This window comes from Protofrankia sp. CiP3, from assembly GCF_917627345.1.
Lineage (GTDB): Bacteria > Actinomycetota > Actinomycetes > Frankiales > Frankiaceae > Protofrankia.
This window is the reverse complement of sequence record NZ_CAKJTM010000038.1, coordinates 4318-30661: the sequence shown is the minus strand read 5'-3', so window position 1 is coordinate 30661 and position 26344 is coordinate 4318. Positions and strand designations below refer to the sequence as shown.

General features: G+C 68.5%; 32 protein-coding genes and 1 tRNA gene. 9 read left to right on the top strand and 24 right to left on the bottom strand.

Annotated elements, in window-relative coordinates:
• Nucleotides 1-339 precede the first annotated feature (339 nt).
• Nucleotides 340-1272 (top strand): ABC transporter ATP-binding protein, encoded by a 933-nt coding sequence (locus MJ797_RS14630; RefSeq protein ID WP_239335093.1) that lies wholly within the window; start codon nucleotides 340-342, stop codon nucleotides 1270-1272.
• Complete coding sequence (locus MJ797_RS14625) at nucleotides 1269-2075, top strand: ABC transporter permease (protein ID WP_239335091.1); 807 nt, start codon at nucleotides 1269-1271, stop codon at nucleotides 2073-2075. The genes MJ797_RS14630 and MJ797_RS14625 overlap by 4 nt, the downstream gene beginning before the upstream one ends.
• Here the strand turns inward: MJ797_RS14625 and MJ797_RS14620 are convergent.
• Nucleotides 2065-2322: a DUF6158 family protein gene (locus MJ797_RS14620; RefSeq protein ID WP_239335124.1), complete on the bottom strand. Its 258-nt coding sequence runs from the start codon at nucleotides 2320-2322 to the stop codon at nucleotides 2065-2067. The genes MJ797_RS14625 and MJ797_RS14620 overlap by 11 nt on opposite strands.
• 213 nt (nucleotides 2323-2535) lie before the next feature.
• Here MJ797_RS14620 and MJ797_RS14615 point away from each other — a divergent pair, with 213 nt between their 5' ends.
• Nucleotides 2536-3258 (top strand): hypothetical protein, encoded by a 723-nt coding sequence (locus MJ797_RS14615; RefSeq protein WP_239335087.1) that lies wholly within the window; start codon nucleotides 2536-2538, stop codon nucleotides 3256-3258.
• Between the two features lie 192 nt (nucleotides 3259-3450).
• Nucleotides 3451-3523, top strand: a tRNA-Glu gene (locus MJ797_RS14610).
• A 142-nt stretch (nucleotides 3524-3665) separates the two neighbouring features.
• Here the strand turns inward: MJ797_RS14610 and MJ797_RS14605 are convergent.
• The 23 genes from MJ797_RS14605 to MJ797_RS14495 all read right to left on the bottom strand — a co-directional run bounded on the left by MJ797_RS14605 (nucleotide 3666) and on the right by MJ797_RS14495 (nucleotide 23273).
• Nucleotides 3666-5066 carry a tyrosine-type recombinase/integrase gene (locus MJ797_RS14605; RefSeq protein ID WP_239335085.1) on the bottom strand — a complete coding sequence of 467 codons (1401 nt, stop codon included), beginning with the start codon at nucleotides 5064-5066 and terminating at the stop codon, nucleotides 3666-3668.
• Nucleotides 5066-5236 carry an AlpA family transcriptional regulator gene (locus MJ797_RS14600; RefSeq protein WP_239335083.1) on the bottom strand — a complete coding sequence of 57 codons (171 nt, stop codon included), beginning with the start codon at nucleotides 5234-5236 and terminating at the stop codon, nucleotides 5066-5068. The genes MJ797_RS14605 and MJ797_RS14600 overlap by 1 nt, the downstream gene beginning before the upstream one ends.
• A 227-nt stretch (nucleotides 5237-5463) precedes the next feature.
• Nucleotides 5464-6642 (bottom strand): DUF3631 domain-containing protein, encoded by a 1179-nt coding sequence (locus tag MJ797_RS14595; protein WP_239335081.1) that lies wholly within the window; start codon nucleotides 6640-6642, stop codon nucleotides 5464-5466.
• Nucleotides 6639-8018, bottom strand: coding sequence for a bifunctional DNA primase/polymerase (locus MJ797_RS14590; RefSeq protein ID WP_239335079.1), 1380 nt, complete (start codon nucleotides 8016-8018; stop codon nucleotides 6639-6641). The genes MJ797_RS14595 and MJ797_RS14590 overlap by 4 nt, the downstream gene beginning before the upstream one ends.
• On the bottom strand, nucleotides 8015-9835 hold the full coding sequence (locus MJ797_RS14585; RefSeq protein WP_239335077.1) for a DNA polymerase: 1821 nt from the start codon (nucleotides 9833-9835) through the stop codon (nucleotides 8015-8017). The genes MJ797_RS14590 and MJ797_RS14585 overlap by 4 nt, the downstream gene beginning before the upstream one ends.
• Nucleotides 9835-10122: a hypothetical protein gene (locus MJ797_RS14580; protein WP_239335076.1), complete on the bottom strand. Its 288-nt coding sequence runs from the start codon at nucleotides 10120-10122 to the stop codon at nucleotides 9835-9837. Before MJ797_RS14580 ends, MJ797_RS14585 begins: the two co-directional genes overlap by 1 nt.
• Nucleotides 10119-10439 (bottom strand): hypothetical protein, encoded by a 321-nt coding sequence (locus MJ797_RS14575; protein ID WP_239335075.1) that lies wholly within the window; start codon nucleotides 10437-10439, stop codon nucleotides 10119-10121. The genes MJ797_RS14580 and MJ797_RS14575 overlap by 4 nt, the downstream gene beginning before the upstream one ends.
• 91 nt (nucleotides 10440-10530) lie before the next feature.
• Nucleotides 10531-10986: a single-stranded DNA-binding protein gene (locus MJ797_RS14570; protein ID WP_239335074.1), complete on the bottom strand. Its 456-nt coding sequence runs from the start codon at nucleotides 10984-10986 to the stop codon at nucleotides 10531-10533.
• Between the two features lie 65 nt (nucleotides 10987-11051).
• Entirely contained in the window at nucleotides 11052-11255 is a 204-nt protein-coding gene (locus MJ797_RS14565) for a hypothetical protein (RefSeq protein WP_239335073.1), read from the bottom strand.
• 18 nt (nucleotides 11256-11273) lie between these two features.
• Nucleotides 11274-11651 (bottom strand): RNase adapter RapZ, encoded by a 378-nt coding sequence (locus tag MJ797_RS14560; protein WP_239335072.1) that lies wholly within the window; start codon nucleotides 11649-11651, stop codon nucleotides 11274-11276.
• A gap of 83 nt (nucleotides 11652-11734) precedes the next feature.
• The gene (locus MJ797_RS14555; RefSeq protein WP_239335071.1) at nucleotides 11735-14092 is read right to left on the bottom strand and encodes a hypothetical protein; all 2358 of its coding nucleotides are present in this window, start codon (nucleotides 14090-14092) and stop codon (nucleotides 11735-11737) included.
• Between the two features lie 113 nt (nucleotides 14093-14205).
• Nucleotides 14206-14535 (bottom strand): hypothetical protein, encoded by a 330-nt coding sequence (locus MJ797_RS14550; RefSeq protein WP_239335070.1) that lies wholly within the window; start codon nucleotides 14533-14535, stop codon nucleotides 14206-14208.
• A gap of 111 nt (nucleotides 14536-14646) precedes the next feature.
• Entirely contained in the window at nucleotides 14647-15387 is a 741-nt protein-coding gene (locus MJ797_RS14545) for a hypothetical protein (RefSeq protein ID WP_239335069.1), read from the bottom strand.
• A 10-nt stretch (nucleotides 15388-15397) separates the two neighbouring features.
• Nucleotides 15398-16075, bottom strand: a complete 678-nt coding sequence (locus tag MJ797_RS14540) for a hypothetical protein (RefSeq protein ID WP_239335067.1) — start codon at nucleotides 16073-16075, stop codon at nucleotides 15398-15400.
• Nucleotides 16072-17259, bottom strand: a complete 1188-nt coding sequence (locus MJ797_RS14535) for a hypothetical protein (RefSeq protein WP_239335065.1) — start codon at nucleotides 17257-17259, stop codon at nucleotides 16072-16074. Before MJ797_RS14535 ends, MJ797_RS14540 begins: the two co-directional genes overlap by 4 nt.
• A complete protein-coding gene (locus tag MJ797_RS14530) occupies nucleotides 17256-17846 on the bottom strand; it encodes a hypothetical protein (RefSeq protein ID WP_239335063.1) in 591 nt (196 codons plus the stop codon). Before MJ797_RS14530 ends, MJ797_RS14535 begins: the two co-directional genes overlap by 4 nt.
• A gap of 74 nt (nucleotides 17847-17920) precedes the next feature.
• Nucleotides 17921-18511 (bottom strand): lytic transglycosylase domain-containing protein, encoded by a 591-nt coding sequence (locus MJ797_RS14525; protein ID WP_239335061.1) that lies wholly within the window; start codon nucleotides 18509-18511, stop codon nucleotides 17921-17923.
• Nucleotides 18508-18756 (bottom strand): DUF6284 family protein, encoded by a 249-nt coding sequence (locus MJ797_RS14520; protein WP_239335059.1) that lies wholly within the window; start codon nucleotides 18754-18756, stop codon nucleotides 18508-18510. Before MJ797_RS14520 ends, MJ797_RS14525 begins: the two co-directional genes overlap by 4 nt.
• Nucleotides 18756-19169 carry a hypothetical protein gene (locus MJ797_RS14515; protein ID WP_239335046.1) on the bottom strand — a complete coding sequence of 138 codons (414 nt, stop codon included), beginning with the start codon at nucleotides 19167-19169 and terminating at the stop codon, nucleotides 18756-18758. The genes MJ797_RS14520 and MJ797_RS14515 overlap by 1 nt, the downstream gene beginning before the upstream one ends.
• Nucleotides 19170-19465: 296 nt before the next feature.
• A complete protein-coding gene (locus tag MJ797_RS14510) occupies nucleotides 19466-20680 on the bottom strand; it encodes a helix-turn-helix domain-containing protein (protein WP_239335045.1) in 1215 nt (404 codons plus the stop codon).
• Nucleotides 20677-20994 (bottom strand): putative quinol monooxygenase, encoded by a 318-nt coding sequence (locus MJ797_RS14505; RefSeq protein WP_239335044.1) that lies wholly within the window; start codon nucleotides 20992-20994, stop codon nucleotides 20677-20679. Before MJ797_RS14505 ends, MJ797_RS14510 begins: the two co-directional genes overlap by 4 nt.
• Before the next feature lie 104 nt (nucleotides 20995-21098).
• Nucleotides 21099-22355 (bottom strand): ImmA/IrrE family metallo-endopeptidase, encoded by a 1257-nt coding sequence (locus MJ797_RS14500; protein WP_239335043.1) that lies wholly within the window; start codon nucleotides 22353-22355, stop codon nucleotides 21099-21101.
• Nucleotides 22356-22505: 150 nt separating this feature from the next.
• Nucleotides 22506-23273 (bottom strand): hypothetical protein, encoded by a 768-nt coding sequence (locus MJ797_RS14495; RefSeq protein WP_239335042.1) that lies wholly within the window; start codon nucleotides 23271-23273, stop codon nucleotides 22506-22508.
• Nucleotides 23274-24168: 895 nt separating this feature from the next.
• On the opposite strand from MJ797_RS14495, the gene MJ797_RS14490 reads away from it, so the two are divergent.
• From MJ797_RS14490 to MJ797_RS27500, 5 genes are all read left to right on the top strand, one after another.
• Complete coding sequence (locus MJ797_RS14490; protein WP_239335041.1) at nucleotides 24169-24540, top strand: hypothetical protein; 372 nt, start codon at nucleotides 24169-24171, stop codon at nucleotides 24538-24540.
• Nucleotides 24537-24902: a helix-turn-helix domain-containing protein gene (locus MJ797_RS14485; protein WP_239335040.1), complete on the top strand. Its 366-nt coding sequence runs from the start codon at nucleotides 24537-24539 to the stop codon at nucleotides 24900-24902. Before MJ797_RS14490 ends, MJ797_RS14485 begins: the two co-directional genes overlap by 4 nt.
• A gap of 205 nt (nucleotides 24903-25107) precedes the next feature.
• Complete coding sequence (locus MJ797_RS14480) at nucleotides 25108-25551, top strand: hypothetical protein (RefSeq protein ID WP_239335039.1); 444 nt, start codon at nucleotides 25108-25110, stop codon at nucleotides 25549-25551.
• Nucleotide 25552: 1 nt separating this feature from the next.
• On the top strand, nucleotides 25553-25696 hold the full coding sequence (locus MJ797_RS14475; RefSeq protein WP_239335038.1) for a hypothetical protein: 144 nt from the start codon (nucleotides 25553-25555) through the stop codon (nucleotides 25694-25696).
• 11 nt (nucleotides 25697-25707) lie between these two features.
• The gene (locus MJ797_RS27500; RefSeq protein ID WP_374582251.1) at nucleotides 25708-26040 is read left to right on the top strand and encodes a hypothetical protein; all 333 of its coding nucleotides are present in this window, start codon (nucleotides 25708-25710) and stop codon (nucleotides 26038-26040) included.
• Nucleotides 26041-26344 lie beyond the last annotated feature (304 nt).

The window sequence follows — 26344 nt, the reverse complement described above, 5'->3', positions numbered from 1 at the left end:
GTCCACTATGCCCTGTCCTCGCCCAATGCGCCAGAACCGTCTTGATCACTCCGGCGCGACACGCGAGTCAGGCCCTACCCAACTGTCGATGACATAGGACCGCACCGCTTTACTAGTAGGCACAGTGCCTACCTTGCGATCGTCTTGCCGCCGCGCGTCGGGCCAGTATCCGCTGGACGCGCTGGCAGTCGGCGCGGCTGCCTCGTCAACCGCGCCGCGTGGTTGCCTCATGCCCGGCGCTTTCAATCTCCTCCGGCAGGCCGGCACTGTCCTGCGGCGGCCTGGTGTTCCCGGCACCAGCCAGCAACTCAAACCTGTCGACGTTACGCGAGAACCGGGATGACGTTCGCGATCCACGCGGACGGCCTGACCAAACGCTACCGGCACCGGACCGTGGTGGACTGCCTCGACCTCCAGGTGGCGACCGGTGACCGGTTCGGGTTTCTCGGCCCCAACGGTTCGGGCAAGTCCACGACTGTCCGCATGCTGCTCGGCCTGGTGCGCCCGAGCGCCGGTAGCGTCAAGATTCTCGGCCGGAGCATGCCCCGCCATTCTCGGCAGGTACTGCCCAAGATCGGTGCGCTGGTCGAGGCTCCCGCGTTCCACACTTTTCTGTCGGCCCGGGTCGAGTTGTCCGCGCTTGACGCGGCCGGCCGCGGCGGTGCTCGACGCAGCCGCCGGAGACGGATCGAGGATGCCCTCGACCGGGTCGGGCTCGGCGCCATCGACGACCGGCCGATCAGCAGGTTCTCACTCGGGATGAAACAACGGCTCGGCCTCGCCGCGGCCCTGTTGCGCCGGCCTCGTCTGTTGATACTGGACGAGCCGACAAACGGTCTCGATCCGCAGAGCATCCGGGAGATTCGTGATCTGCTGCTTGAGCTGAACGCCGAGGGAACGACCGTCTTCCTTTCGTCGCACCTGCTCTCGGAGGTTGAGATGCTTTGCACCGAGACAGCCATCATCTGTGATGGCCGCCTGGTCGCGCATGACTCCCTTGACACGTTGTGCGGGCCGACCGGCCGGGTCACCCTGCGTACCCCGGATTCCGACCTCGCGGCGCACCTGCTCGAACGGGTGCTCGAGGCCCGCGACGGGCATTCCCTGGTCGCCCGGACGCAGAACCCGATGGCGCTCAACGCCGCGCTGGTCTCAGCCGGTGTGCGCGTCTCCGAACTGGTGGTGGAACGACGATCACTTGAGGATGTCTTCCTGGAACTGACCGGCAATGATCCAGCCGGTGACCTGGAATCCATCCTGGATGACCGATGATCCGCGTCGAGCTCCGGATCCTGCTGGTACGACGGCGGACGTGGATGTCAGTGCTGATGCTCGCGGCACTTCCAGTAATCGTCGCACTTTTTTTGAAAATTAGCGGAATAGGGTCGGGCACCGCAAGTCCAGCCTTCCTCACGGAGGTCGTGCACAACGGGACGTGGCTTCCGGTCGCGGCCCTCGTCCTCGTCCTGCCGTTGTTTCTACCGGTGGCGGTACTGCTGCTGGCCGGTGAGGCGATCGCTGGCGAGGCCAACGCGGGGACCCTGCGCTACTTGGTTATCCGGCCGGTTGGCAGGGGCCGGCTGCTGGCCGCGAAGCTCGCCGGGATCATGGTTTATCTGGTGATCGCGGTGACGGCGGTGACCACAACCGCCTTCGTGGTCGGCTGGGGGCTGTTCGGGCTGGCCCCCATCCGGCCGCTGTCCGGCGCCGGGCCTCCTCTCTCCCTGTCGCAGGCAGGCATCCGGATCGCGCTTTCAGCGCTGTTCGTGGCCGCGTCCATGCTCGGCATCGTCGGCATCGGGCTGTTCCTGTCGGTGGTCACCGCTACGCCGCTCGCGGCGACACTCGGAGCCCTCGGTGTCCTCGTCACCGCGGGAGTCCTCGATCAGCTGCCGGCTGCCGCCGCGATCCAGCCATACCTGCCGACCCACTACTGGATGGGGTTCGTCGACCTGTTCCGTGCGCCCGTGAGCTGGGTGAACATCAGACGTGGGCTGGTGCTCGAGAGCGGCTACGGGGCAGCAATGATCATTATTGCCCGGCTTGTGTTCGGAACCCGGGACATCACGAGCTGACACGGCCCGCCTCGGCGGCTTGACGGCTGCCGGCTCGGGTGCGCCGCGGGTCCGGCCCGATGACCGCCGCGAAACGGCGTAGATACTCGTACTCGAGGCTCAGCATCCGGGCGGTATGTGTGTCGAACGCATCCCTGGTGCCGTGCAGGAACGCATCGTGACGGGTCATGTGCAGCTGGTCCACTTCGCGGGTGAGGTCCTCGTCCGACAGCTGGGCTGCGGGAATGCCTTCGGGACGATGCTTCATACCGGCTGGCATACCCACCTGGGCGGTCCCGGTCACCTGGCTGTCACCACTGGGGCGTGTCTGCTGGAGCGTCGATCGCGTCCGCGTCTTCTCCCTGGTGGGCGCCGGACCAGCCGATCACGGCCCGCCTGGCGGTACGGGCGAGAGCCTGGGGCATCATTCCCAGACGGCTGTCATTCCCAGGCGACACGGCTGTGCGGGAGGTGAGGCGAGATGGTCGACGCTCATGGCGCGGTGGAGGGATTTCGCCCGAGCAGCGGTGGGCTGCCCTTCATCAACGACTTTCCGAAGCAGCCCGTCCTGAAAATCGATCTTCCGGGTATCGGGCAGGTACCGATCGGTGACGCCAGCCGCGGCCTGTGCGGCGGCATGATCTATACGACACGTGATCTTTTCGAGGCGAGACTGGCCCCACCGACGTTGCAGGAACCACCGCCGCCGGGCTCACCGCTGTACCGCTACATCGTCCGCCGGCTGTTTGACAGCTTCGACATCCCGCGCGGTGTTGTCCGCTACTACCAGCTCATGGCGACTCCGGACACGGACACCACGCGGTCCTCGCTGACGGTACGCGGTAGCCGGCGCATCACGGTCGTGAACGAGTGGCCGCGGGTGCGGCTCGACCTCGACCGCGGCGTGCTGGCACCGCTCGGAGTCATCACGCTGCGCTCGTACGACCCGTTCCAGCTCGGGGCCAACCACCAGCTGCTGGCATACGCCTACGAACAGAGACAAACCGCTGTCACGCTCTGGGTCTACGACCCGAACACCCCCCTGGAACGAGCCGATGACGTGACGCTGTCGTTCGATGTGGCGTACCCGACCGGATCGGTTCCGATCACCCATAACCTGGCCATCGGTGGACGTCCGGTGCGGGCCTTCTTCCTCCCGCGCTATCGTTGGGTCAACCCGCTGCCGGCGCTGGCCGACGCCTAAGAGTGACCGGCAACAGAGTGCGTGGCGTTGCGACGATGGCCGAGCGGGCTGTGGGGCCCGGTGGTTGCGAGGCCATGGCCGGAACCGGCATAGAGCCCGTTTGTCTCCAGCGGCCCGGCACCCCTATGCTTGCAGTGTTCCCAACGGTTGACACTGCGGGTGGGTTGTAGCTTGGCCCGGTCGCCGTCGCCCGCCCCCATCGTCTAGCGGCCTAGGACATCGCCCTTTCAAGGCGGTAGCACGGGTTCGAATCCCGTTGGGGGCACACTCCGATCATCAGCCAAAACCCCCGCGCTACCAGGGGTTTTGACCTCGCTGAACCTCCTTTGACTGTCCGGCCGTGTCCGGTTGGTACCGGCGGACTCCGGCGGTCCGCGCCAAACTGGCGCCGAAGTCCGCCGGGTGCCCTACGCCGTGCCAGCCCCTCCCCCTCCGTCGTCGGACTTCCAACCGAGAGCTTCTTCGATGCGGCCCCGCATGCGGGTCTCCTCCCCGTCGAGGCACTTCGCGTAGATCTTGAGGAGCACCTCCACGCTGTGCCCCGCCCAGCCTGCGACCAGCGTCGCGGGGACACCGGCGTTCAGCCACGTGGACACCGCCGCGTGACGGAGGTCGTAGGGCGTCTTCCCAAGTACCGACGCGGCGACCTCCGGCGTGAAGGTGGCCGCCCGCGCCCGGCTCCAGATGCGAGTGACCGTGAGACTGGAGATCGGGTCCGCGGCCTCCGTCACGAACAGCCGACCGCCGGGGCCGGTCCCGAACAGGCGGAGGTGGCGGTGCAGCATCGCGGTCAGCTCGGGCGGGCAGGGAACGTGCCGGACCTCGCCGGGCTCACGCTGCTTGAGCTGCCGGTCATCACGGTCGTCGCCGGTGTTCGTCCACTCCTTCCCGGCGTGGGGAGTAGCCCGCCCCAAGTGCAGCTCACCCCACCCCCGACCAGGAAGCGCAAGATCTTTCTCCTTCAGCGCGGACGCTTCCTCCGGACGAAGGGCCGCCAGGTAGAGGCACCCGAAGTAGGCCTCCAACCGGGGTCCGTTCTCCCTGAGTCCAGGCACCGCGCGCAGCAGCGTGCGTGCCTGGACGGGGTTGACGACGGAACGGCGGTCCACGACCTGGACGCCGCGCGGCGCCTTCCACTTGAGCGCCGGGATCGGGTTGACGGCCAGGAGCTTGCCCTCCATCGCGTACGCGACCGCATTGTTGAGGATCTTTCGCCAGCGCGTGACGACACTCGCGGCACGGGGAGTGCCGTCAAGCTTGACCGTCAGCCCGTCCAGCACCTTCCGCAGCGTGGACGGGTCAGCCAGGCTCGACACCGGCCGGGTGTGGGAGGCCACCCACCGCAGGGCATCCCGCATCTCGTCGGAGATGTCCTCGCTGTCCCGGAGCGCGGTGTTGAAGGCCCGGCGGCGCAGCGCCGTGCGCAACACCCTGCCGTCAGGCATCCCCCTCTCCGTCGACAGAAGGCACAGGGTGATGGCGGTGAGCGCCTCAGCGAGGGTCCGCCTCGTGGTCGCGGCGGAGCGCGACCACTTCGCGTCCGTGTAGGAACAGGCGAACTCGTACCAGGACATGCTCACGTCCATGCGGTCCATGGAGATCGGGCGCCCGGTGGCGACGTAGAAGGCCTCACCCTTCCTCGTCGCGGCGACGAGGTCGGCGCGGAAGCTCTCCTCCTGCGCCCGGTTCCGGAAGGCCTCCCGGAATGATTTTCCGTCGACGCTCCATCGGACGTAGTAGGTCGTGACCCGGCTGCCGCGGTAGATCTCCGTCTTCCAGATGCGGACGTCGTAGGTGGTGGTCGTCATCAGGTCAGGTCTTTCGCGAGGGAGGCGAGCCAGGCGTCGAAGTCGACCCGGCGAATCCGAAGCTCGCCGTTCGGGAGCTTGATGCAGGCCGGCGCCGTGTTCTTCGCGCGCCAGTCGTAGAAGGTGGAGCGGGCGATCCCGAGCTCATCGCAGAACTCGGAGACGCTCATGAACCGTCCGGTTCCTCGGGCCGCACCAGTAGTCCTGGCGTGGCGGCGAGGGTTCGCATGTGCCGCAAGTGGGGGCATCCTGGTGTCGCTCCGTCCTGGGGATGGGGTGCGGCCCCGGCGGGTTGCTTGGTCGGCTGGTCGCCGGGCCGCTTCGGCTGTGCGTGTCGAGGTACTTGGTCGGCGTGTTTGGTGGGCGGATGGCTGCCGTCCCATCCGTCCCACCCTCATCAGCCCTGGTGGGCGGGGGTGTGGGCGGGACGGCGGGACGTTTCGATCCGTCCCACCGGCAACGCGGGGTCGTCCTCGGGGCCGGTGGGCGGGTCGTCGATCGGGGGGCAGTAGCGGCGCCAGGCGTCCAGGAAGTCGGCGCGCTCGTAGCCCTTGCCCTGTTCGCCGGGAACGCGGACGTTGCGGGAACGGATGCCGTGCTCGTGAAGAAGGTCGGCAAGGCGGCGGGCGGACAGGCCACCGGCTCCCATGTCGGCCCAGGGGGCTTCGGGGTCGGCGTTGAGAAGGGCAAGGAGCTGTTTGGTGAACAGCGCGGTGGTGGAACTGCCGAACGCGGATCGGACATCGATGAGTAGCTGGACCTTGAGACTGGGCGTCTCGTCGGCGGTGGCTTCGGCAATCATGGTGATCAGAGCGTGGCGGGCACGCTCGGGCCAGTCGCGGCCGGCGTGGTCTGCGATCGCGATCAGGGGTTCCCAGGTGTCAGCGGCGCGGTCGTCGACGGGCATGACGGGTTCGGCGAGTTCGAGGATTTCGAGGGTGGGGCGGAGCCAGCCGTCCAGTTCCTCGGCGAGGGTGCGCAGGTGCGGCCGGTCGCGGCGGTGCCGGTAGGGGGCGACCGTTTCGCCGTTGATCCGGCGGCGCATGCGGATGATGACGGAGCGGTCTTCGATCGTGTCGGGCATCGTGCCGATTCCGGCGAGGGCGGCCATGGCGAAGGTGGGCAGGACCTCGCGGGATCGGTTGGCGGCGTCCCAGCGGATCGCGGGCCGGTTGCGCTGGTGGCCGGCGTTGAGGAGTCCGCGCAGGTCCTCCTTGGCGTCGCCGGACCGGGCCGCCCCGAAGATCGTGTCTGCTTCGTCGACCAAGAGCGTCGGGGGATCTTCGTCTATGGACCGGTAGACGGCGGCGGTGGAGGCGTTGACCGTGATCAGCGGGCTGTGGCAGGTCGCCTCCACGACGTCCAACAGGCGGGACTTGCCGCACCGCTTCTCCGGGGCGCGGATGACCAACCGGGGAGCGTGAGCCCACGCGGGTTGGGCGTGGCTGGCGGCGATCCACAGCGCGACGGCGTCGGTCGCTTCGGGGGTCGGCAGGACCACGTAGCGGGTGAGGGCGGTGTGGAGCCGGTCCAGGATCGCCGCCCCGTCGACCCTGGCGTCTGGTGGTGGGGTCATGGGGTGAGTCCTTCCGCGGTGAATCCGCCGGTGATGGCGGCGGTGATGTCGCGGTCGGTCTGCTCCACCTGCCGCCCGACGTCGGTGAGCGCGGTGATCGCGTCGTCGGCGGTGAGGTGTCCGGCCAGGACGATGCGCGCGACGCCGCGGGCGGCGCCGTACAGGGTGGTTCGGCGTCGTCCGTGCGGGGCGCGGGTGACGGTGTCGAGGGTCGCGGCCAGTAGTGCGGCGGGATCTGAGATGCCCCCTCCCCCGAACCGTGCCAGGCGGGCCACGGAGGCGGGCGGGCGGAGCGCCGGGGTCGGGGCCGCGGGGGTGCGACAGGCGGTGAGGAGGGCGGGGGGCATCTCGTTGACCGGCCGGTCACCCACCCACCGGTACGGCGTCCCGGTGCCCGGGTGGACCGACGGCGGGGCCACGACGTACCCGCCGTCGGCCTTGATGTCGACACCGGCCCGACCCGGCAGGGGCCGGGAAGGGATCGTCCCGCCGGGGTGGGTGTAGTGCAGGTGCCACCCGCCGCCCCCGGTCGCCACGGCGGCGGTGGGGGTCATCAGCGCGGGGTCGAGGATGCCGCCGTGGGCGGGGTCGATGTCGACCACGACCAGCCCGGACCAGATGCCGGTGCGGATCGCGAGCAGACCGTCCGGGACGGCGGCGAGCATGGCGGCGGCGCGGTCGGGCTGGTTGGTGGCGGCGTAGAACCCGTGGCAGGTCAGGCAGGGGCAGGTCTCCCGGTTGTGGGCGGGGTCGTCCTTGCTCGCCTGGCAGTCCGGGCAGTTCGCAACGGGTCGTTTGGTGCGGCCCAGGACGAACACCCGCCGGCCGGCGTCGATGAGGGCGAACGCCGCGTTCAGGCGGGGGTCTTCGGGCTGGTTGGTGTAGGTGCGGGTGGGGATCCCGGCGCGTTCGGCAAGGTCGCGGGTGTGGGTGGCGCCGCGGCTGTCGTCGGCGATGAACGCCAGGCACAGGTCTGGCCGGGTGTCGACCATGGCCGTGTTGCGGCGGGGTCCGGCGGCGCGGCCGTGGCGGGCCCATTCGGCGAGGTGGTGTTCCACGCCCCACCCGTGGGCGGTGGCGATGTCCTCGGCGATCCGATCGGCGCCGGTGGGGCAGGCTCCGCAGACCAGCACGACCCGGCGGCCGGCGGCGTCGCGGGCGGCGCGGTGCAGGGCTCCGGCGATGGTCCGCCGGTTGGTCCACGTCCGTGATCCGGTGACCAGAATCCGCATCGGACGGTCGGTGGCCGGGAGCGGAGTGGTGCTGGGACGGATCGAAACGTCCCGCCGTCCCAGCGACACCCCGTCTGACCTGCGGTGCTGAGGGTGGGACGGATGGGACGGCAGATCCGTCCCATCCGTGCAGGCCGTGGTCATGCGTTCTCCAGGGAGCCCCAGTGGGTGCCGAGGATTTCGGCGTCGGCGGTGATCGGGATGCCGCGGAACGAGGTGGTCATGACTGTTTCGAGCTGCCGGCGGACGTCGTCGGCCTGGTCGGTGGGCACGTGGAGGATGACTTCGTCATGGACAAACAGCCACAGCGCGTCATGCAGCCCGTGGCGGGTCACCAGCTCGTAGACCGCGGCCACGAGGAGATCACGGGCGGTGGACTGGACGGCGTAGTTGGCGTTGGCGTAGGGCCGGTCGGGGTCGGCGGGGATACGCCGACCAGACCCGGTGATCACGACGGGTTCGGCGCCCATGCGGGTGGAGTAGGCGGCTACGCCGGGGTAGGCGGCGCGCCAGCGGGTGAGGACGTCGGCGGCCACGGTCTGGGGGGCGCCGGTGGCGTTCATCAGGGCGCGGACCCCGCCGCCGTAGATCGTGCCGAACGTGGCCCGCTTGGCCAGCGTCCGCTGTGCCTTGGTGAAGTCCGGACCGAACAGCAGCCGGGAAGTGGCGTCGTGGATGTCCGCGCCGTCGAGGAGTACGCGGGTGAGGGCGGGGTCACGGGACAGGGCGGCGGTGACCCGTACTTCGACCTGGGAGAAGTCGCAGGAGATCAGGACGCGGCCGGGGTCGGCGCGTAGGCAGTGGCGTAGCCGGGGGTCGGTCTTCTTCAGCGTCTGCAACGCCGGGTTGGTGATGGACATGCGGCCGGTGCGGGCCCGCAGGGTGTTGATCTGCGGGTGCAGTCGGCCGTCCGGGTCGGCGGCGGTCAGGAACGATCTCAGGTTCGCGATCGTGTTCGACGTCCGTGCCACTGCCCGCCGCGCGGTGAGCATGGCTCGGACCTGGTCGGGCAGGGTGAGCTGGCCGGTGTCGAGGTCGCGGAACAGAGTGGTGAGGGTGTCGGCAGTGACCTGCAACCGTCCGGTCGCGGTACGTGGCCCGGGTACCCCGTGGGTGTCGAGCCAGGCTGCGAACGCCGGGCTGGTGGCCGCACAGCCGATGGCGGCCCGGATCGCGTCGTTGGCCTGGCGGTGGGCGGCTTCGGTCTGGTCGAGCAGATGGCGGGTGTAGGGCCGGTCCAACGCCAGGCCGCGGATCGTGATCCCGGTGGACTGCGCGGCCAGCCACTGTTCGACCGGGACCAGGTGGGAGAACGGTGCGCACAGCCGCAGCAGTACCGGCAGCAGCCGGCGGACGTAGACCGCGTCCAGCCCGGCGTAGACCACATAGGCCGGGTCGTCGGCGGGGATGTTCATCCACCCCCAGCTCTTCCACCGGGTCCCGGCCCGGTGCGCGGGCGGGGCCAGCGCCTGCATGCGGGCATGCAACGCGGCCTCGGCGAGGGTCAGCCCATCGTCAAGATGGCGGGCAGTGAGTGTCTTGAGGCCGTGACCGGTCCGTTCGTCGGGGTTGATCAGCTTGGAGAGCAGGTGTGTGTCCGCGGCCCGCTGTCCCAGCGCGATCCCGAACGCCGACCACACCGCCAACGTGTCGAAGTTGGTGTGGGTGACGAACCGGCGTGCCGGCTCGCCCAGCACGCCGACGGCGGCGGCGTGCTGGGCGGGGTCGAGGGGGTTGAGTACCCATGCCACGGTCGAGGTGGCGACCTGCACCAGCCGCAGTCCGGCGTCCGGGCCGAAGTGGCCCGGCCCGCCGTCGGGCAGGGTGCGGGTCTCCACGTCCAGACCGAGCACCGGTTGTCCGGCCAGATCTCGGCCCCACGCGGCCGGGTCGAACTCGCCGGGTCTGGGGGCGTGCACGATCATCCGGTGGCCGCGGTGGGTGCGCTCGTAGACCGCCATCACCCACCCCCCGCAGGGCCGGTGCAGACGGGGCAGACCCACAGCGGCGGCGGGTCGGCGAGCACCATCGCCACCCTGTGCCGGTCGCAGACCAGCGGAGTCGGGTCGGGCAGAACAGCGACCAGCCAGCCGTACCCGTCCCCGGCCAACGCACGACCGGCCGCCGCGGCAGGGTGGGACCGGTAGGGCAGGGCCGCCGGGACAGTGGGACCGACAGCGTTGAGGTCGGGCAGGTCGAACAGGGCTGAGGTGTCTGCCGGCCCGGCGGTCTGTCCCGCGGGCTTCACCCCGCACCGCCGGGCCGCGTGGTGGCCCCACGGCGGGCCTTACCGAGCTCACGCCGTAGCGATCGCAGCTCCTTGTTCGCGGCCTTCAGGTCGTCCTGGGCGTCGTTCAAGTCGTCCCGAAGCTGGTCGATCTCGTTGTGCAGGTCCTCGGTGATGACGTCGGTGAGGTACTGCGCCAGCGACGACAGGTCCTTCGGCGGTATTCCCGCGGTGGCCGGGTGGTCTTCAAGCGCGCGCCGCGTCACCTGGTACTCGTCCGAGGTGATATCCGGCATCGCGTTCGGGGTGAGCAACCCCGTCAGGCGGTTCCATGGCATGGGGAAGTGATCCTTTCGGGTGGAGGGGTGGCGGCGGGTCGGCCCGGGTCTGGCGGGGCATGTGGGCCGACCGGCCGCACCACGAGGGGGTCTAGAACGGCGGTTCCGCCGGGGCGCCGGCGGGCACCGACCACGGGTCGTCCGCGGTGGCCGGGGCGGGCGGGGTCTGTCCGGCGGTGCCGCGGGTGGCCTTGACGACCTTGGCCGTGGCGTAGCGCAGTGACGGGCCGATCTCGTCCACGTCCAGCTCGAAGACGGTGCGCTTCTCGCCTTCCTTCGTCTCGTAGCTGCGTTGCTTGAGGCGGCCGGTCACGATCACCCGGACGCCCTTCGAGAGGGACTCGGCGACGTGTTCGGCGGGCTGGCGCCAGATCGAGCAGCGCAGGAACAGCGCCTGGCCGTCCTTCCACTCGTTGGTCTGGCGGTCCAGGACCCGGGGGGTGGACGCGACGGTGAACCCGGTGACCGCGGCGCCATTCGGCAGGAAGCGCAGCTCGGGGTCCGCGGTGAGGTTTCCGATCACCGTGATGGTGGTTTCGCCGGCCATGTCGGCTCCTTCGGTGCGGCTTGGCTGGTCTGTCGGGGTAGGCGGCGGGTGAGGTGTGAGGGGTGTCAGCGACGACGGCGGCGCTTGGGCTGGGCGGGCTGGTAGCCGTCCGGGCCGATGACGGGGCACAGCGGGGTGCCGTCGAGGTGGGCCCAGGCCGGCGCGGTCAGCCCGTGTGCTGCGTAGGGGGTGAGGTCGTCGGTGGGCGGCTCGCTGATGACCTCCTCGTCGCATTCCGGGCAGATGTGGTCCGGGCAGACGTGGCCCATGGGCTTCTCCTTTGTGGGTCAGCGGGCGACGACGGGCTTGCGGAGGTCGCGGTGGGTGACCTGCGGGCGGGCGAAGGTGACCAGGCCGTCGGCGATCGCGAGCGCGACGGTGGGCGCGCGGTGCCGGCCACCAGCGCAGCCGACGGCGACCCGGTAGGGGCCGGCGGGACGGGTTCGGGAACGGGCGCGCAGATCGGCGACGGTGTCGGCGATGAGCTTCGTGATGCCGGGGGTGGTCATGACGGCCCGGCGGACCTGGTGGTCGTCGGCGGTGAGGGCCCGCAGGTGGGATGTGACGTGCGGGTCGCGGTAAGGGCGCAGGTCAAGAATCAGGTCGGCGTCGGGGGGCGGGCCGTGAAGAAAACCAAACGAGATGATCAAGATCTTTCGAGACATGACGGCCTTCCTTTCTTCTGAAATTCGGCTTTACAGGCCTGTTTTTGGGACGGGGGTACCTACTCGCCGGCCGGATTCGCGAGTTAGGCGGTGCGGGCGTAAAGGCCGTGACGGGGTTGGTGAATGAGCTTGTCGGCTTCAAGAGCGTTTAGGGTGCGGTGGATGGTGGCTTTGCTGTAATCGCAGTGGTCGCGGATATCGGCAAGGGCGACCGCGTCGCGGGTGACGAGCCGGTAGATGTCGCGGCCGGCTGCGGTGGCCAGCGACGGGTAGGCGCCGGGGTCGGCGGACGGCTCGTTCTCGTCGGCGGGGTCAGGGGTGGTGAGGCTGATCCAGGTCGCGGGCTGCAGGGTCACGCCGGTCGTGGTGGTGCGGGTCGCGGGAGTAGGGATCGTCGGCCGCACCGGGGCGGGGTTCCAGAGGGGGCGGCGGGTGGCGAGTTCCTCAAGGCGGGCGGCGACCCTCGGGTCATCAATGGCGACCTCGGCGATCAGGTCTGGGTCCATGGCTTCGCCGTCGAGGAACTCGGCGGCGATGTCGGCGGCTGCGATGTCGGCGGCGTGGCGGCGGTTGTCGTAGACGTCCCCGAGCTTCTTTTGGAGCTGGTAGCGAACGGCAGCTTCGAGTTCGAGGGTGGGGACGTCGGCGTAGTAGTCGGCGAGGACGGGTTCGGCGTGGAAGGAACGTCCGGAGATGTCACGGGCGCCGCCACCGACACGGTAGGCGAATCCGTGCGGGGGAAGCTTCTTCGCGTTTCCCTCGAAACCGGCGATCAGGTTACCGGCTATGTTGCTGGTTAGCCGCATGACGATGCCGTTGTAGGTCAGCGCATTGGACCGCAGGGATTCCGATCCACCGAACACGGTGAGGTCGCTGTACTGGCTGAGAAGAACTACGCCGATACCGGCCTTGCGGTAGGCGCGGGCGATACGGTCGGCCACACCGACGTTGTGTGCGGCCTCCACCGGCCCCACAACTTTCGGATCGAAGATCATGTGACATTCGTCGATGACGACCATGAGGGCGGGTTGGCGTCGGCTGATCGGGTGGACCTCTCGCCCCACCATTCCGTTGATCTTGGTGCGGAATTTGCCGACGATGTCGACCGCTTGAAGCATGGTCTTGGCCCGGCCGTTGTCGGTACCCAGGGTGGCCCAGTCGACGTGGCGGGACAGGGTCGGCAGACTGCTACCGTTCTGCGGGTCGATTATCCAGACCGTGACCAGCCCGGTCGCCATCCAGGTCAGGCAGAGCTGTTCGGCCAGCCGGCTTTTCCCGGATCCGGACGCGCCCAGGATGACGCCGGAGTACGCGCCGCGGTCGGGGTGGAAGGCCTCCCAGGGCATCAGGGCGCCGTCGGGCCAGACTCCCCAGTAGGACAGGCCGGTGGTCGGGTCGTAGCAGGCTTGCGGACCGGGGTAGGTCTGCGACGTGTCGGCGGCGGTGCGGTCGAGGGTGACGATGAGGCGGGCGCGGTGGTCGCCGTCGGGGTGGTCCTCGAACTCCAGGTTCCGGGCGGCCATACCCATGGCAGAGGCGATCAGGGTGATGCGGGAGTCCAGCCAGCCGCGGGACTGCCGCCCCCGCATGAGGTGGACGAGGAATGCTTCCCGGCCGTGGTCGAGCCGTTCGCGGTGGGTGAGGCGAGACCCTTCGACTGGGCCGCCGCGGCCGGCGACCCAGCATGCCCACAGTTCCATGACGTTGCTGCCCTGTTCGGTGATCTCCAGCCGGGGCGCAGCCGTGGAAGCTTCCGGCGCAGGGGCCGGTGGGGCGGGTGCCGGCGGGTTGGGGATGTGGATGCCCGACCAGTACGGGGCGGCCAGGAGGTAGCCGCCGATCCACAGGACGGCGGCGTGCCAGCCGGTAGCGCCGGTGGTGGCGGCCCAGTAGAGCCAGCCCGCCCCCGCCGCGGTGGTGAGGGTGGTGTGACGCCGGCGGCGGGGCCGGTCGGCCCACGCGGCGCGGCGGCCTTTCGCCCACCACCAGACGACCGCCAGGGCGAGGTAGAGCCCGGCGATCGTCGGCCCGGACCCGGGGAGTATGTGGCCTGCTGCGGCCCCGGCCCACAGCAGGCCGATCACTGCCAGTGGCACGGCATGGCCGCGGATTGACAGTGCGTCGAACCGGCCCCGGTCGGCGGCGGTCTGGGCGGCGGCAAGGAGCTGTTCGGCCCGGTCCCGGTCGCCAGTGTCGAGGGCCGTTTTCGCGCGGGCCACGAGCTTGCCGACCAGTGGGTCTGCGGCGGCGCGCTGCGCGTCGGCGTCCGCCTTGGCCTTGGCTTCGAGTTCGGTGGCGGTGACGAGATGTTCCAGAGCGGTGTGGCTGTCGGCGGCGCCCGCGGCGGACGCGAGCAGCTGTTCCACTCGCGCGTCGACGGTGGCCGGGCCGGCGGGCCGGCGGTGGGGAGATACCGGGGTGGTGTGGGGGTGGCTGGCCATCGTCCTGCCCTCCTTCGTCCTGGTGGAAGTCCGCCGGTGTCCGGGTGGGGACCGTGCGGCCCGCACGCCACCCGGGGTGATGCGCGGGCCGCACGGACACGACCCGGACGGGATCAGTGCCGCCGGTAGAAGTCGGTCTGGTCGGCGGCGTCGACGGCGTTGACCGTCTCGGCCACGGCGGCGTGGCCGCCGTTGAGCGCGTCCACGGCGAACTGCACGCCGTCGCGAGCGGCGGTGAGTAGCTCCCGCACGGCGTGCACCGGGTTAACGACATCGGGGTCGGTCAGGCCGGCGTTGGCCATGCCGCCCAGCAGCGACTCCAGCTCGCTGGACACGGTGTTGGTGATGTTGGCGTGGAGGGCGGACAGATAGCGCGCCGCGGCGTCACGGTCAATGACCTCGGCGGACGGCTGGCTGGCACTGGCGGGAACGATCGCGGTCATCACAGCTCCTCTCGGAAGGCGAAACAGGGGCGATCAGGCGGGCTGGGACGGGGGAAGCGGTGGTGGCGCCAGAGGGTGGGCCCCGGGCGCGACCGACAGGCGACGGTGAGGTCATGACGTCCGGTGGCCGTGCAGGGAAGCCCAGCCCGCGGCGGGCGGCTCCCACACCGCGTCGATCGGCCGCCCGTCGGCGTCGACCACGTCGGCGGCCACCATGACCGCCGCGTCCGGCTGTTCCGGATGTGGGTCGTCGCCGAGCGACTGGTGGGAGGCGTGCTCCCAGAAGCCGCCGGTCAGGACCAGCGGATCACCGGGGCGGGCCGGATTCCCGCAGACCGCGCAGGAGTCGGAGAGGTGGCTCCAGCACACCCAACCTTCGTCCTGCATCCACCGGACGGGGTCGGCGTCCTTGGCATTCACGTCCCGGTCGCACCGGCTGCACCGCTGCACCGTTTCGCCCGGCTCGCCAGTCGGGGAGTGGGCCTGGCCGCCGGCCGGAGCGCCATCGTCGGCGGGCGGCGTGGCGTCGGCGGGCTGCCTCCGGCAGCGGCGCCTGCGCGGCGGGCGCATGGCATTCCACGGCGGCGCCCAGGCCTCACCACGCCGACGGCCCTCCCGCCAAGTAGCGGCGGTCCGCCGGGCCCAGGGCCAGCCGACCCGCACGCCCTCCACGAGGGAACGGAAGAACACGCCCAGCAGTACACCGACACTGAACCCGCTGTAGTGGCGGCGGTTGGGCCCCTCACCGATGTAGACGTCACGGCCCCGAGACAGGGCATAGCCGTTGACCGCGGCGTCCAGGCCAGCGCGGTAGCAGGCGTAGGCGAAACACAGCAGGATGGCAAGTTCCATGGCAGGCTCCTCAGCCGAACCAGACAACGATGGCGAGTAGGGCGGCGGCGGCAAGCCGCCCGGGACGCTGGAAGATCCACGCCAGCCCGTAGGCGGCGGCAGAGGCGACGACCGCGGCGACAGCGGCGGCACGGCGTGGGCCACCCACGACCGTGGTGGTCGCGGCCAGTTCACCGAGCGACGGGGGGCGGGCGGCCAGCCACCGGGTCCGGCGACTCTCACCGTCGCGGCCGGTGGGCAGCCATCCGGTGTCGATCCCGCCGGCCCACTGGGCGAGCCACGCGGCGCTGTAGGCGGTGGTCGTGGCGGGCAGGGCGATCAGGTAGGCGTAGCCGATCCCGGCCCGCCGCCAGCCCAGGGCGTACGGGGCGCACCAGTCGGCCTCAACTGCATAGCGGGCCACTGCCGCTGCGTCGGCCGGCTCGACCGCCACCGGCGCCCAATCCGACATCCGGTGACTGAACGCGACCGGCCAGCGGGCCGCGAAAGTCTCAACAGTCTCACCCGGACCCCCGTCAGTGGCCACATCCGTCGTGTCAGCGCTGGTCGCCGGGAGGGCGGTGGAGGCCACGATACTTTCGAGACTTCTGAGACTTTCACTCACCGTGACCTCTGCCGTTGGGACGACGGAAGGGGTCACCGCAGTCGTAGCCGGGTGGGAGATCGGCCGGTCGTCGGTGGCGGTCACGGGGCCATCACCGGCTCCCGCAGGATCCGCAGGACCGCGTCCAGGCGGCGGGTCCCCGCCCTGTGGCCGTACTCCTTCAGCCCGGCGTGCAGCGTCTTGCGGTTCAGTGACGCGCCGCTTTTCGCCAGGGCGTCGCGCACCTTGCGGCTGTCGGGAAGGAGATCGGACACGTCCGGATCCCCGGGCGCGCGGCCGTCCCCGTCGGTAGTGGGCGGTTCGAGGGCGGGTCGGGGCGCCCGGAACTGGACGGCTTCCACCCGGGGTGCCGGCACTTCAGCGGTTCGCGGTGCTGGCGGCGGGGCGAGCGACGGCCCATCGGTGCGGACGGCCGGCGGCACCCAACCGGCCTCTGTCTCACCGGCACGATCCGACAGGACCGGCGGCAAGGACACGGGCGCGGCGGGCACATGGTCGGTGGCCTGCGTGAGCGCCGACCGGTCGTCACGGGCTGGAATGTGCCCGGCCATGTGCCTGCCGGTCTGCTCGCCGTTACCTTTCTCGCCGACGCGGGCCCAGGATGCGGCGAGCGGCACAGCCGCCTCCACCTGCCCCAACGGCTCCCGTACGGGTGGGGCCGGCGGGCTGGCCGGGGTGATGTCCGGTGCCCGCAGAGGCGTGTGCCCGGCCGGAGACGAGGTGCTCCCCACATTCGCAGGGGCACCGTCGACGCGCGAAGTGTGTGCGTGGGTTGTGCTCGTAGTGCTGGCTGCCTGGGCGCCGACGTGGACGGAATGGCCGGGTTTCGTGGCCTTGAGCCCGGCGACCAGACCGAACGCGACGACCGGCCACACGGCCATCAGCCCCACCCACGGGCCCGGCTGTCCAACGATCGGCCCGGCACCTGGCGGGTCGTTCGGGCCCGGCCGGTGGGTGACCGCGGCAAGGTTGCAGGCGCCGGAGAACAGCACCGCGCTCACCAGGACGAACACCGGCCACCCGACCTTGGCTCCGGGCGTGCGACGGCGGGAGTTGATCCCGGCGAGGGCGGCGATCGCCATCGCCTCCCCGGTCATGGCGATCAGGTAGGCGGCCCAGCCGGGCTGGCCAGCCCACTTGGCGACGTCGTGCACGTGGACGAACGCGACGGCGAACACCCCGGCGCCAAGCACGATCGGCAGGATGCTGCCAGCGGCCTGCTCCCACCGGCCACCTGCCGAACCGGACGCGACGGTGGTGGTGCTCATGCCGTGCCCCACGCCAGCGACAGCGGCCAGGCGAACGCTCCACCGATCAGGTTCAACGCGCTGATGACCACGGCGCCCAGACCGCCGGTCATGGTCGCGGCGACCGACGGCAGGATCAGCCCGACCCCCGCGGCGGCGAGCTTCTCCGGCCGCCCCCGGCTCACCTTCGCACCCGTCCGGCGCGACCGGTTCGCATGCCGGCCTGTCCGTCCGCCGCCGCCGACCCGGGTCAGCGCGAGACGGTTGGTCCGTAGGCGGCTCAGAGCGTCTAAGTCCGGACGCATCTCCAGAATGAAGAAGATCAGAAGGACGATGGCCAGCGCCCCCGGCGCGACGCCACCGACCGTGGTCCGGGTGATCAGATTGATCAGTTGGGTGATCCAGTCGACTCCCTGGTGTACGGCAATCGCCAGCCACCCCGACGTCAGGGAGGCCCCCGCGACCAGGAAAAGGCAGGCCGCGACGCGGGGCAGCCAACGCCGCCACATCAACACCGCGGCGAGCAGCAGAGGAATCGCGGCGGTGACCGCCCGCGGGTCCGGTAGACCCACGTCGGCGGCCGTCACCGGCGCGAACGCGATGAGCACGACAAACCTCCCGCATGAGGTCGTGAAGAACGAAGAAGCGCAGGGAGAGAAGGAGGAAGAAAAGGCAGTGCCGGTCAGAGACCGGTGAAGCCGGCCACGGAGGCGGTAATCGCGTTGACGTAGTTGCGGGTCTCCGCAATCGCGGGGACAGCCCCGGCGGCGTCCACCGCACCCGGCCCGGCGTTGTAAGCGGCAAGAGCGAGATCGGTACGACCGTCGTAGCGGTCAGCCAGCGCGCACATCAGCCGACCCTGAGCAGTGATCGCGTCCGCCGGCTCCCACGGGGAAGCAACACCGTTCCCGTCAGCGTCCGTCGCCCAGGACCGCCAGGTACCCGGCATGAACTGGGCGATGCCCTGCGCACCCGCGCTCGACCTGGCGTTCGGGTTGAACCCGGACTCCTGACGCAGCTGCGCGGCGAGCAACGCCGGACTGATCTGCGGACACAGGCCGCCGGCACGCACGATCCACGGCCGGTAGGCCACCGGCACCGGGGCGTCCGGCCCGCCACCTCCACCAGGCCGCAGACCTGCCACGCCCGCCACCAGAACCAGCACAGCGGCGGCAACCTTCATGTGTCGGCCACGTAGGAACAGCAGACCGATCACCGCCGCCGCGACCAGCCCCGCCACCGGCACGCCGGCCGGCAACGAAACGGCGGTCACGCCGCACCTCCCAGCCGCCGCGCCCGACGAGATCTGTTCGGTCTGGCCGGCTCGAAACCGGCGGCCAGCCGCGCCGCCGACCGCCTGGCGGCAGCCAGCCGGCGCGCAGCCAACTGGCCGCCGCCGGCGGCTACCGCAACCTCCGCATCCACGATTGCGAGCTCGGCCGCGATCAACGGCCATTCAGCCTCAATCGCAGCCAACTCACGTTTCGACGGCTCCCGTTCAACGGGATCGGCTACCATCACCAGCCCCCGGTGCCGTCGGGGAACACCTGCCGCGCGTAGGCGATGACCTCCGGGTCGTGCAGGCCGGTCCGGAACAACACCGTGACGCCGTCGCGGACCACCGACCCACCGACCCACACCCCGCCGTCGAGGTGCGGCGACGGGTCGGACACGGTTACCGGCACATCGAACGAGAACGTGGCACCGGACAACGACGCCAGCGACTGCCGGTCGCTCCCGTGGAACAGGAACCGGATCTCGGGAAGACCCGGCCCGATGCTGTCCGTCGCGCTGACCGACACCCGGATGTCCGGGTCGGTCGCGCGCATCTGGTCAATCAGGTCCGCGGCCAGGCGCAGCGCGGACGCGAACGGGCCGGCCGGCGCCGGGGCGGAGTGCCCCGGCGCGGCCACAGACGCGAGCGTGGTCACTTCTTGCCTCGCTCAATCAGCTCACGGGCGATCCGCTCGACCTCGCGGACCGTCGCGTCCTTCAGGTTGTCCGCCGACGGCGGCGAAATCAGGGCACACTTCATAGCGGTCTGACCTCCTAGACAGGTCGGATCAGGGCCCCGGCCGGTGGTGGAGTCACCGCGCCGGGGTCCGCTCGTTCTGGGGCGGTGGAGTCGTCCCAGAAACGGCGAAGGCGGCGCCGGTGGCGCCGCCAACCCGCACTTGAAGTATGTGCCGTACTTTGAGTGTTGTCTAGTACTTTCTGTGCGGGTTCTTCAGGCTGGTACCCCACACCGGTCTGCCAGCGCACGAAGCTGCTGGTCAGAGCGCTGATTCAGGTCTTGCAGCAGATCGCGGACGAGCATCCGAACCTTCGGATGGTCACGGATCTGCTCCGGGGCGACCTGCTCCGCCTCCAACAGTGCGGTCAACGCATCCCCCCGGGCGCGGCGTTGCGCGTGGGCCTGGGCCACGTCGACCAGGAAGCGGGCCCGACGCTCCGGTGACAGGCCGGCGGTGTCGACCCGCGCCGCGCGGTCAAGCGCGTCGCCAGCGTCTCCGAGGTCGACCGCCACGGACACTTCGTGGAGAGCGACGTTCGCGGGCCCGAACTCCGTGTTGAAGTCGTTCCGCCCGGCACCCACTGTCGCCGCCAGCTCCACGGCATCACCGATGGCCTGCCAGGCAGTACGGCGGTCGCCGCTTCGGGCTGCACTGACCGCCCGCACCAAGCACAGGGCGCCGACAACCGATGTCGCTTCGATGCCGAGTTCCGGTAGCCGCGGGCGCAGCGCGGCGACAGCGGTCGCCGCAGCGTGCTGCGCCTGTTCCAGCCGCCCGACGCTGAGCATCGCCAGCGCCATCCGGAACTGGCCCGCAGCCACTAGCGCCACGTCTCCTGTCACCTCAGCGGTGAACAGGGCGCGGTCGGACGCGAGCCAGGCAGCCTCCGCATCGTCGACCTTCCCCAACACGGCGGCAGCCGCCTGATAGACGCTTGCCAGCACTTGGGCAACGGCCGGCCGCTGATCGACCGGCGTAGAACGCAACGCCCGTTCCAGATCGGCGATCAGCGACACGAGCAACGGCCCAACCTCGGAGTACCGCGACCCGTGAACAAGCTTCCACGCCTGCTCCGCGCGCGCGCCGAAGTCCTCATCGGCAGCACTCTCGGCCGTGGGCACCGTGGCGACAGCCGCTAGCGCCGGATGCCCGGTGAGCGCCAAGCGCAGCACGTCCCGCCACGGCTCAGACTCAGACGCGGGGGCTTCTGTCGGCACATCGGGCGCGAGGTCGGCCACCGGCACGCCCAGCACATCAGCGACCTGGGCGAGCACCGACATCCGGTCGATCTTGCGCGCGTTCCGCTCGACCTGCGAAACCCAGCTCTCCGACCGGCCGATCAACCGACCTAGCCCAACCTGAGACAGGCCGCGCCGCTTCCGATGGAAGGCCACCCGCTCACCCAGCGTCGGAGTCGGCTCGGTCACTGCGCACCACCCGGCAGACCCTTACCGCCGACGCCGGTCAGGAACTCCACGCGCGGTGGTCCGGCGAGGAACTCCTCACGGGCCGCCAAGAACCCGCGGACGTGCTCCTGACGCTCGTGCTCGTCGAATGCGACCCGGTCCCGGTACAGCTCGTAGAAGATCCGAACGTCGGGCTCCCCCTCAACCTCCTGCGTCGCGTAGACCAGCGTCCCAGGCTCCACTGACACGATCAGCGGCAACGTCTCCGCGACCAGCCGATCAAACTCACCTGCGGCGCCAGACCGCAGATCGAACCGGACCACCAACCCGAACATAGATCCTCTTCCCGCCGGACGACGTCACCCACTACAACGATCATCCCACGGGTAGCATTCCCACAACTAGACAGCACTTTTTGTACTACCAATTAGAATATTCTTCACAAAAGCCGCGCTGGCGGTGGCTGCACTAGTCGAAGTTGAGGACGCGCGTCATCAAGGTATCCCAGAAGATCCTGCACTTCCGCGACAGGTAGATACAAAACTTCCGCTAGCGATTCAGGAAAAGCTCCGTTCGCCGAAGCGAGTTTGACTGCCTCAGATAGCAGGGATGGCCATTCTGACGGATATTCCTCGTTTGGCTCGTCTCGACGCCAGCCTAGGCGATTGACGCGAATCATTCCCTGCCTATAAAGCTCGGCGCTCAACCTACCCAGTTCATGACTCCGATGCAGGAGCGCCTGTACGGAAACTCCCCAGACTCGCTGAAGCTCCATTAGATGAGCTAGGTCGAGCCGCATTGGCAGAAAGTCGCCTATATCGTTTGCGGGCATCAATAGTTCTGCGGCAAATCGGTTCGCCTCCCGCTCCTGCAAGCTGCTACCAGGATGAGCCTCTGGGTGGAGTACCAGGTGCCCTAGTTCATGGGCAGCATTGAACCGCCGCCGCAGGACATTTTGCCTATCGCGCGAGAGACATATTAATGGGCGGCCAATTTCCGGCAGGTTGCATGAAAAGGCATCAATACGTTCGCTGGCGCCAAATTTCGCCATGGCGACGACAATCCCTCGCGATTCAAGCTGTCTAATTAGATGTGGAAATGGACCACCAGGAATTTCCCACTTCCCTCGCACCAAACGTGCAGCCGTCTCGGGCGTTACACCGTGCACAGGCGCGGATTCAAACAGCTTGTCACCGTCAAGAGAGACATTCACCTCAACCTTCCCACTCAACGGATAATCCGGGAGGTTGACCTGAGGTAGACGAACTAGCCTCTCAATTATTCTGATAAGCTCCGCGAGATGCGCAACTACGGCAAGCGCCTGATGTCGCTCAAAAGCCCGCGTCGATCTAAGACTTCTAAAATGCGCAGATTCTTCAGGAACCCTGACAACAGGCCGCCCCACCGCCAGATACCGAAGATCGACGCCAAGGTGATTTGCAGCTCTTTGGAGCGTAGCGGGTGAAGGTCGCGCCTGCCCACTCTCGAATTGGGTGACAGCAGCTGGGCTGACTTCTATTTTATTTGCCAGCATTTTTTTGGTCCAGCCGTTTCGCTCACGTGCCAAAGTTAGCCGGGCCGGACTAAAGGCTACTGCAACAGCTTCGGCTTGCCGCAGCGCCTGATCTTCAGAGTAGGGGAAGATCGAGTCAATGGTTTTTACTGACCAATCTCGATTTTCCTGCTTCTCACTCACTCAGCCTCCTCTCTACAACCCGGCCTTGGGTAGCGGAATGCCTCTAGCGGAACCTGACAATCAGGTTCCGCTAGAGATGAATCATATCCTACTTGCTTGAGCGCCAACGCTTCGGGTGGCGAACACCACTGGATTGACTCCATCACGCCATCAACCGGCCAAATCGCCACCGGGATTCTCGTCGCCTTCGGCGATATCATCCAACTTCAAACTAGGGTCGACAAGTTCAAGCGAAAATGCTGGCGGACTTGATGCAAACGGACTCTTGACTGGTCCCAGGAGGTGGCGGGCGGGCGGCTCCTCAGTCGAGGTGCGCGGCAACACAAACGTCTCTCGACCGACGTCGAGATCAAGATCCTCACGTGCTCCGTCGATCCACCCGACGAGACCCTCGCCGGTAAGGTAGGGCCTCCCGAGAAAGGCCTTAGTGAGGCCTTCGTCCATATTGCCAGCCCATGCCAGGAAGACGACGCGCTTCAGGTCGATGGGTGGAAGGCCAGGGTAGTCCAGCATCGCCTGGCGCGGGTCTCCCGTGTCGAGAAGCCGTCGCCTGATCCAGCTCTCCTCGGGAGCGAGTCCTTCGAAGCTGTCCTGCGCAGTGTCCCCGTACCGCCATGTGTAGATCGCACTGCCTTGGTGCTCAATCAGAAATGGGCTACCGAACCCATCGGACGGCCGCTTAACGTTGCATCCCCGAAGGAATTTCTCGGCAACAGCTCCGAAAGTCGAGCAGAGGCAGTGAAAGCGATCGGTGCCATACGTCGTAGCATTCGTCCAGGTCGCGAGACGATGGCGATAGAGCGCCTGCGTATGAGCATGGTGGAGGCACGGAACGCTGTACCGACGAAGAACCTGCGCGGCTCGATCACCCACCGCGGCTTCGACCCAATCGCTCTCGCCGATTGGCTGGGCTTCCAAAGTTTCTCCTTTGAACCTTGAAGATACTTGAGTTCCCCTCCTGTCAGACAGGATGCCACTTAATTTTCTTGCAGGATGCTATCAGACGGGTGATCTACACCACAATCAAGAACTCCCCCTTGCAGGGTTCAATATGTAGCCACTCAACCACCGAAGGTAGCCTTCCAAGTGGTCACAGAGAGAGCCAACTGCGCGACGACCCGCCGCAGCACGTCGAGTGGCCTCAGTCTTGGTCTCGCTCGTCGCCGTTCGGGCGCGGTCTCGGCCGCATCGGACCGAACTGTCGATCAGCAGATCGGCATCGAGCAGCGAAGGTCCGCCGCTCGGTCACACTGGTCGGCCTAGTCGTGGCGTCACCGGTACCCGCTGAGTCCGACCCTCACAGGCCACCTGGCAGACCTCGCTATCGATGAAGCGGCAACGCTTCACCCCACTATTGATCATGGTCTACGCCAAATACGTGCCGGAACTCGGCCGCCGAACGTCGGCTGCACTGCGAACTGCCAGGTCAGAGGGGTACACGGGGAGGAGCTTAAGTCGCCCTTTCAAGGCGGTAGCACGGGTTCGAATCCCGTTGGGGGCACCCTCTGTAGTTGTTTGACTATCAAGTGTAGCTGATAAAGCTATTTCGGGACCAGCGCTGATAGCGCCAGCCGAATCGTCCGGCTACCTCAGGTTATTAGATTGCTCTGCCGATTGTTCGTTATGTCGGTTTTTCGCTGCACGGGTTCGTTTCCAGGGTGCGGCGTTCAGGGCCGATCGGTGGGGGCTACGGGCAGACGGTGTGGCGGCGGAGTGCATCACTACCGGCCCGCTGTCGCCGCCTGCGCCCTCATCCGCGAGGCCGCCAGCTATGAGGTTGACGTTGTATTAAGCGGGGCTCATACTGAAGAGGATGATCGTCGACTGGACCGACGAGTTCGACCGCTGGCTGACCGACGCGGAAGAACAAGGAGGCCGCCGCCTCGCCTTGGCCGTGGCGCTCCTGCAGGCGCTCACGGATCTCCCGGCCAGACCCGTCGAGGAGTCCCCGACCTTCAAACGAGTACGGCAAGCCCGCCGCCATGAGCTGTGGCGCGTTGCCCATCCGTTCGACCCGGAGGTCGCTGTCCGGATCATCTGCTGGTTCCCGGCCGACGACCACGTCGTGCTCGCGTTGATCGGCTTCGACAAGAAGACGATCGGTGACGTGTTCTACGCCAGCGCCGCCACCCGCGGCGAAGCACTCGTCGACGCCTGGCTCCGCCAGCAAGGAGGCACCCCATGACCAAGAACGACACGACCGAGGACGACGTCAGGTTCATCCGCGGCAACGACCGCATCCGCCAACTTGCCCAGCGACCCGACATCGCCGACGAGGTCGCTCAGATTCGAGCGGACATGGTCGACACCGACCGCACCTACGCGATGGGCCTGGCCGCGCTGCGCCAAGCCGCCGCCCTCACCCAGGTCGAACTCGCCCGCCGCCTCGGCGTCACCCAGGCCGCGATCAGCCGCATCGAACAGCCCCACGACCTGCTGCTCTCAACCCTCAACGCCTACCTGGCAGCCATCGGCGGCACCGCCCGCATGACCGTCAGCTTCGCCGACGGCCACGAAACCACCCTCGACCTCGCCACACTCACATAAACCGACCAGCCGCCGCGCGCCGACACTGTCAAGACCCATGCGAACGTCAACCTGGCGTGCCTGTGACGTTGATCAGGAACCGCCACCGCCGGCGTGACTGCCGGTGTACCGGACTCCGAAGCGTCAGACGCTCGCGTCGCCCCGTCCAGCAACGCTGCCGTCGGACGCTTCGACGCCGACAATGCGCGGCGCATCCGTGGCCGACATGATCACGGGTACCTTGGGGCCTGTGGATCCGTTGCGTTCCTTCCGGTCGGTCGACGATGCGGCCGTCGTGGCGGCGGACATGGTCGCCTCGGGGGCGCGTCTCCAGGACATGTGGCGGTTCGCTGTGATCCAGATGCTCGATGACTATGCGAGCGTGCGGACGCACGAGGGGCTTGCGGCCGCGCAGGCGATGTGGGCGTTTCGGCCACGGGAATCGGGGGATCGGCGGGTGGACGCGGCGTTGGCTGCGCTCGGCGAGTACCTGGCCCGCCGGGATGGTTGGCCACCGCCGGCGTGGGTGCGTGACCCGGAACTGGAGGCGGTGCCGTGGTGGTTCGTGACCGCGTTGCGGGGACTTCATCCGCGAGCGTTGGTCGAGTCGCCGCTGTCGTTTCGCAAACGTGGGGTGTTCATCACGAGCGGGGCGCTGAAACGAGCGTGACATGACGAACCCCGGTCTCGACAGGACGGCGATCAACAACCTGCTGGGGGAGTTGAACGAGGAACTTGGCCGGCGCGGCGCGAAAGCCGATCTGTTCCTCGTCGGTGGTGCAGCGCGCGCCTCAACGAGTCGACCAACCGCGTAGGCGCGGTCGCGATTGCTCCCGACGGCACGTGGCTTGCCACGGGCGGCAGCGACGACACCGTACGGATCTTGAATTTGGCCCCCTCTGCCGGCCAGGTCCCGTCGGATGGCCACCCCCGTGTGGCGCGTGGGTTCCGGGCTGGCTTCGAGCATCGTTGCGACAGAAGATCGGCGAAAGATGCCGACAGCAGCCCAACACGGCTGTCGGCGTCCCGTTCGCCTTCGCGACGGATGAAATCCATATCTGGGATTCCCGGGCCAACCTGGTTGTGCTCAACGTGTGCGCAGACGCTGGGGCACGGCGCGGCACGGGGCCTGCACGTTGGGACACGAACAGCGCGGTGACCTGGGCTTGTGGGGCACGTGCCGGCACGCGGCGGCATTCCGGGACACGGGATGACGGGTTTACAAGGCGACCGCTACCGATTGCGCCACCCCGGCTGATCTCGTCACGCGACCCGACCGGCGCCACGAGTTCCGGACGGGGAGGGCTCGGCGACGGTCCGGCTGACCCGCTCCGGCAGGGTCGCCGGGATAAGAGCGACCGGCAATAGGGGCGTGGATCAAGGAGCGGGGCTGGGGTGCGTGCATCGCGAGGCGGCGGAGGCAGTCACCGGAGGTGCTGGGTGGCGACCGACGAGCCAGGGTA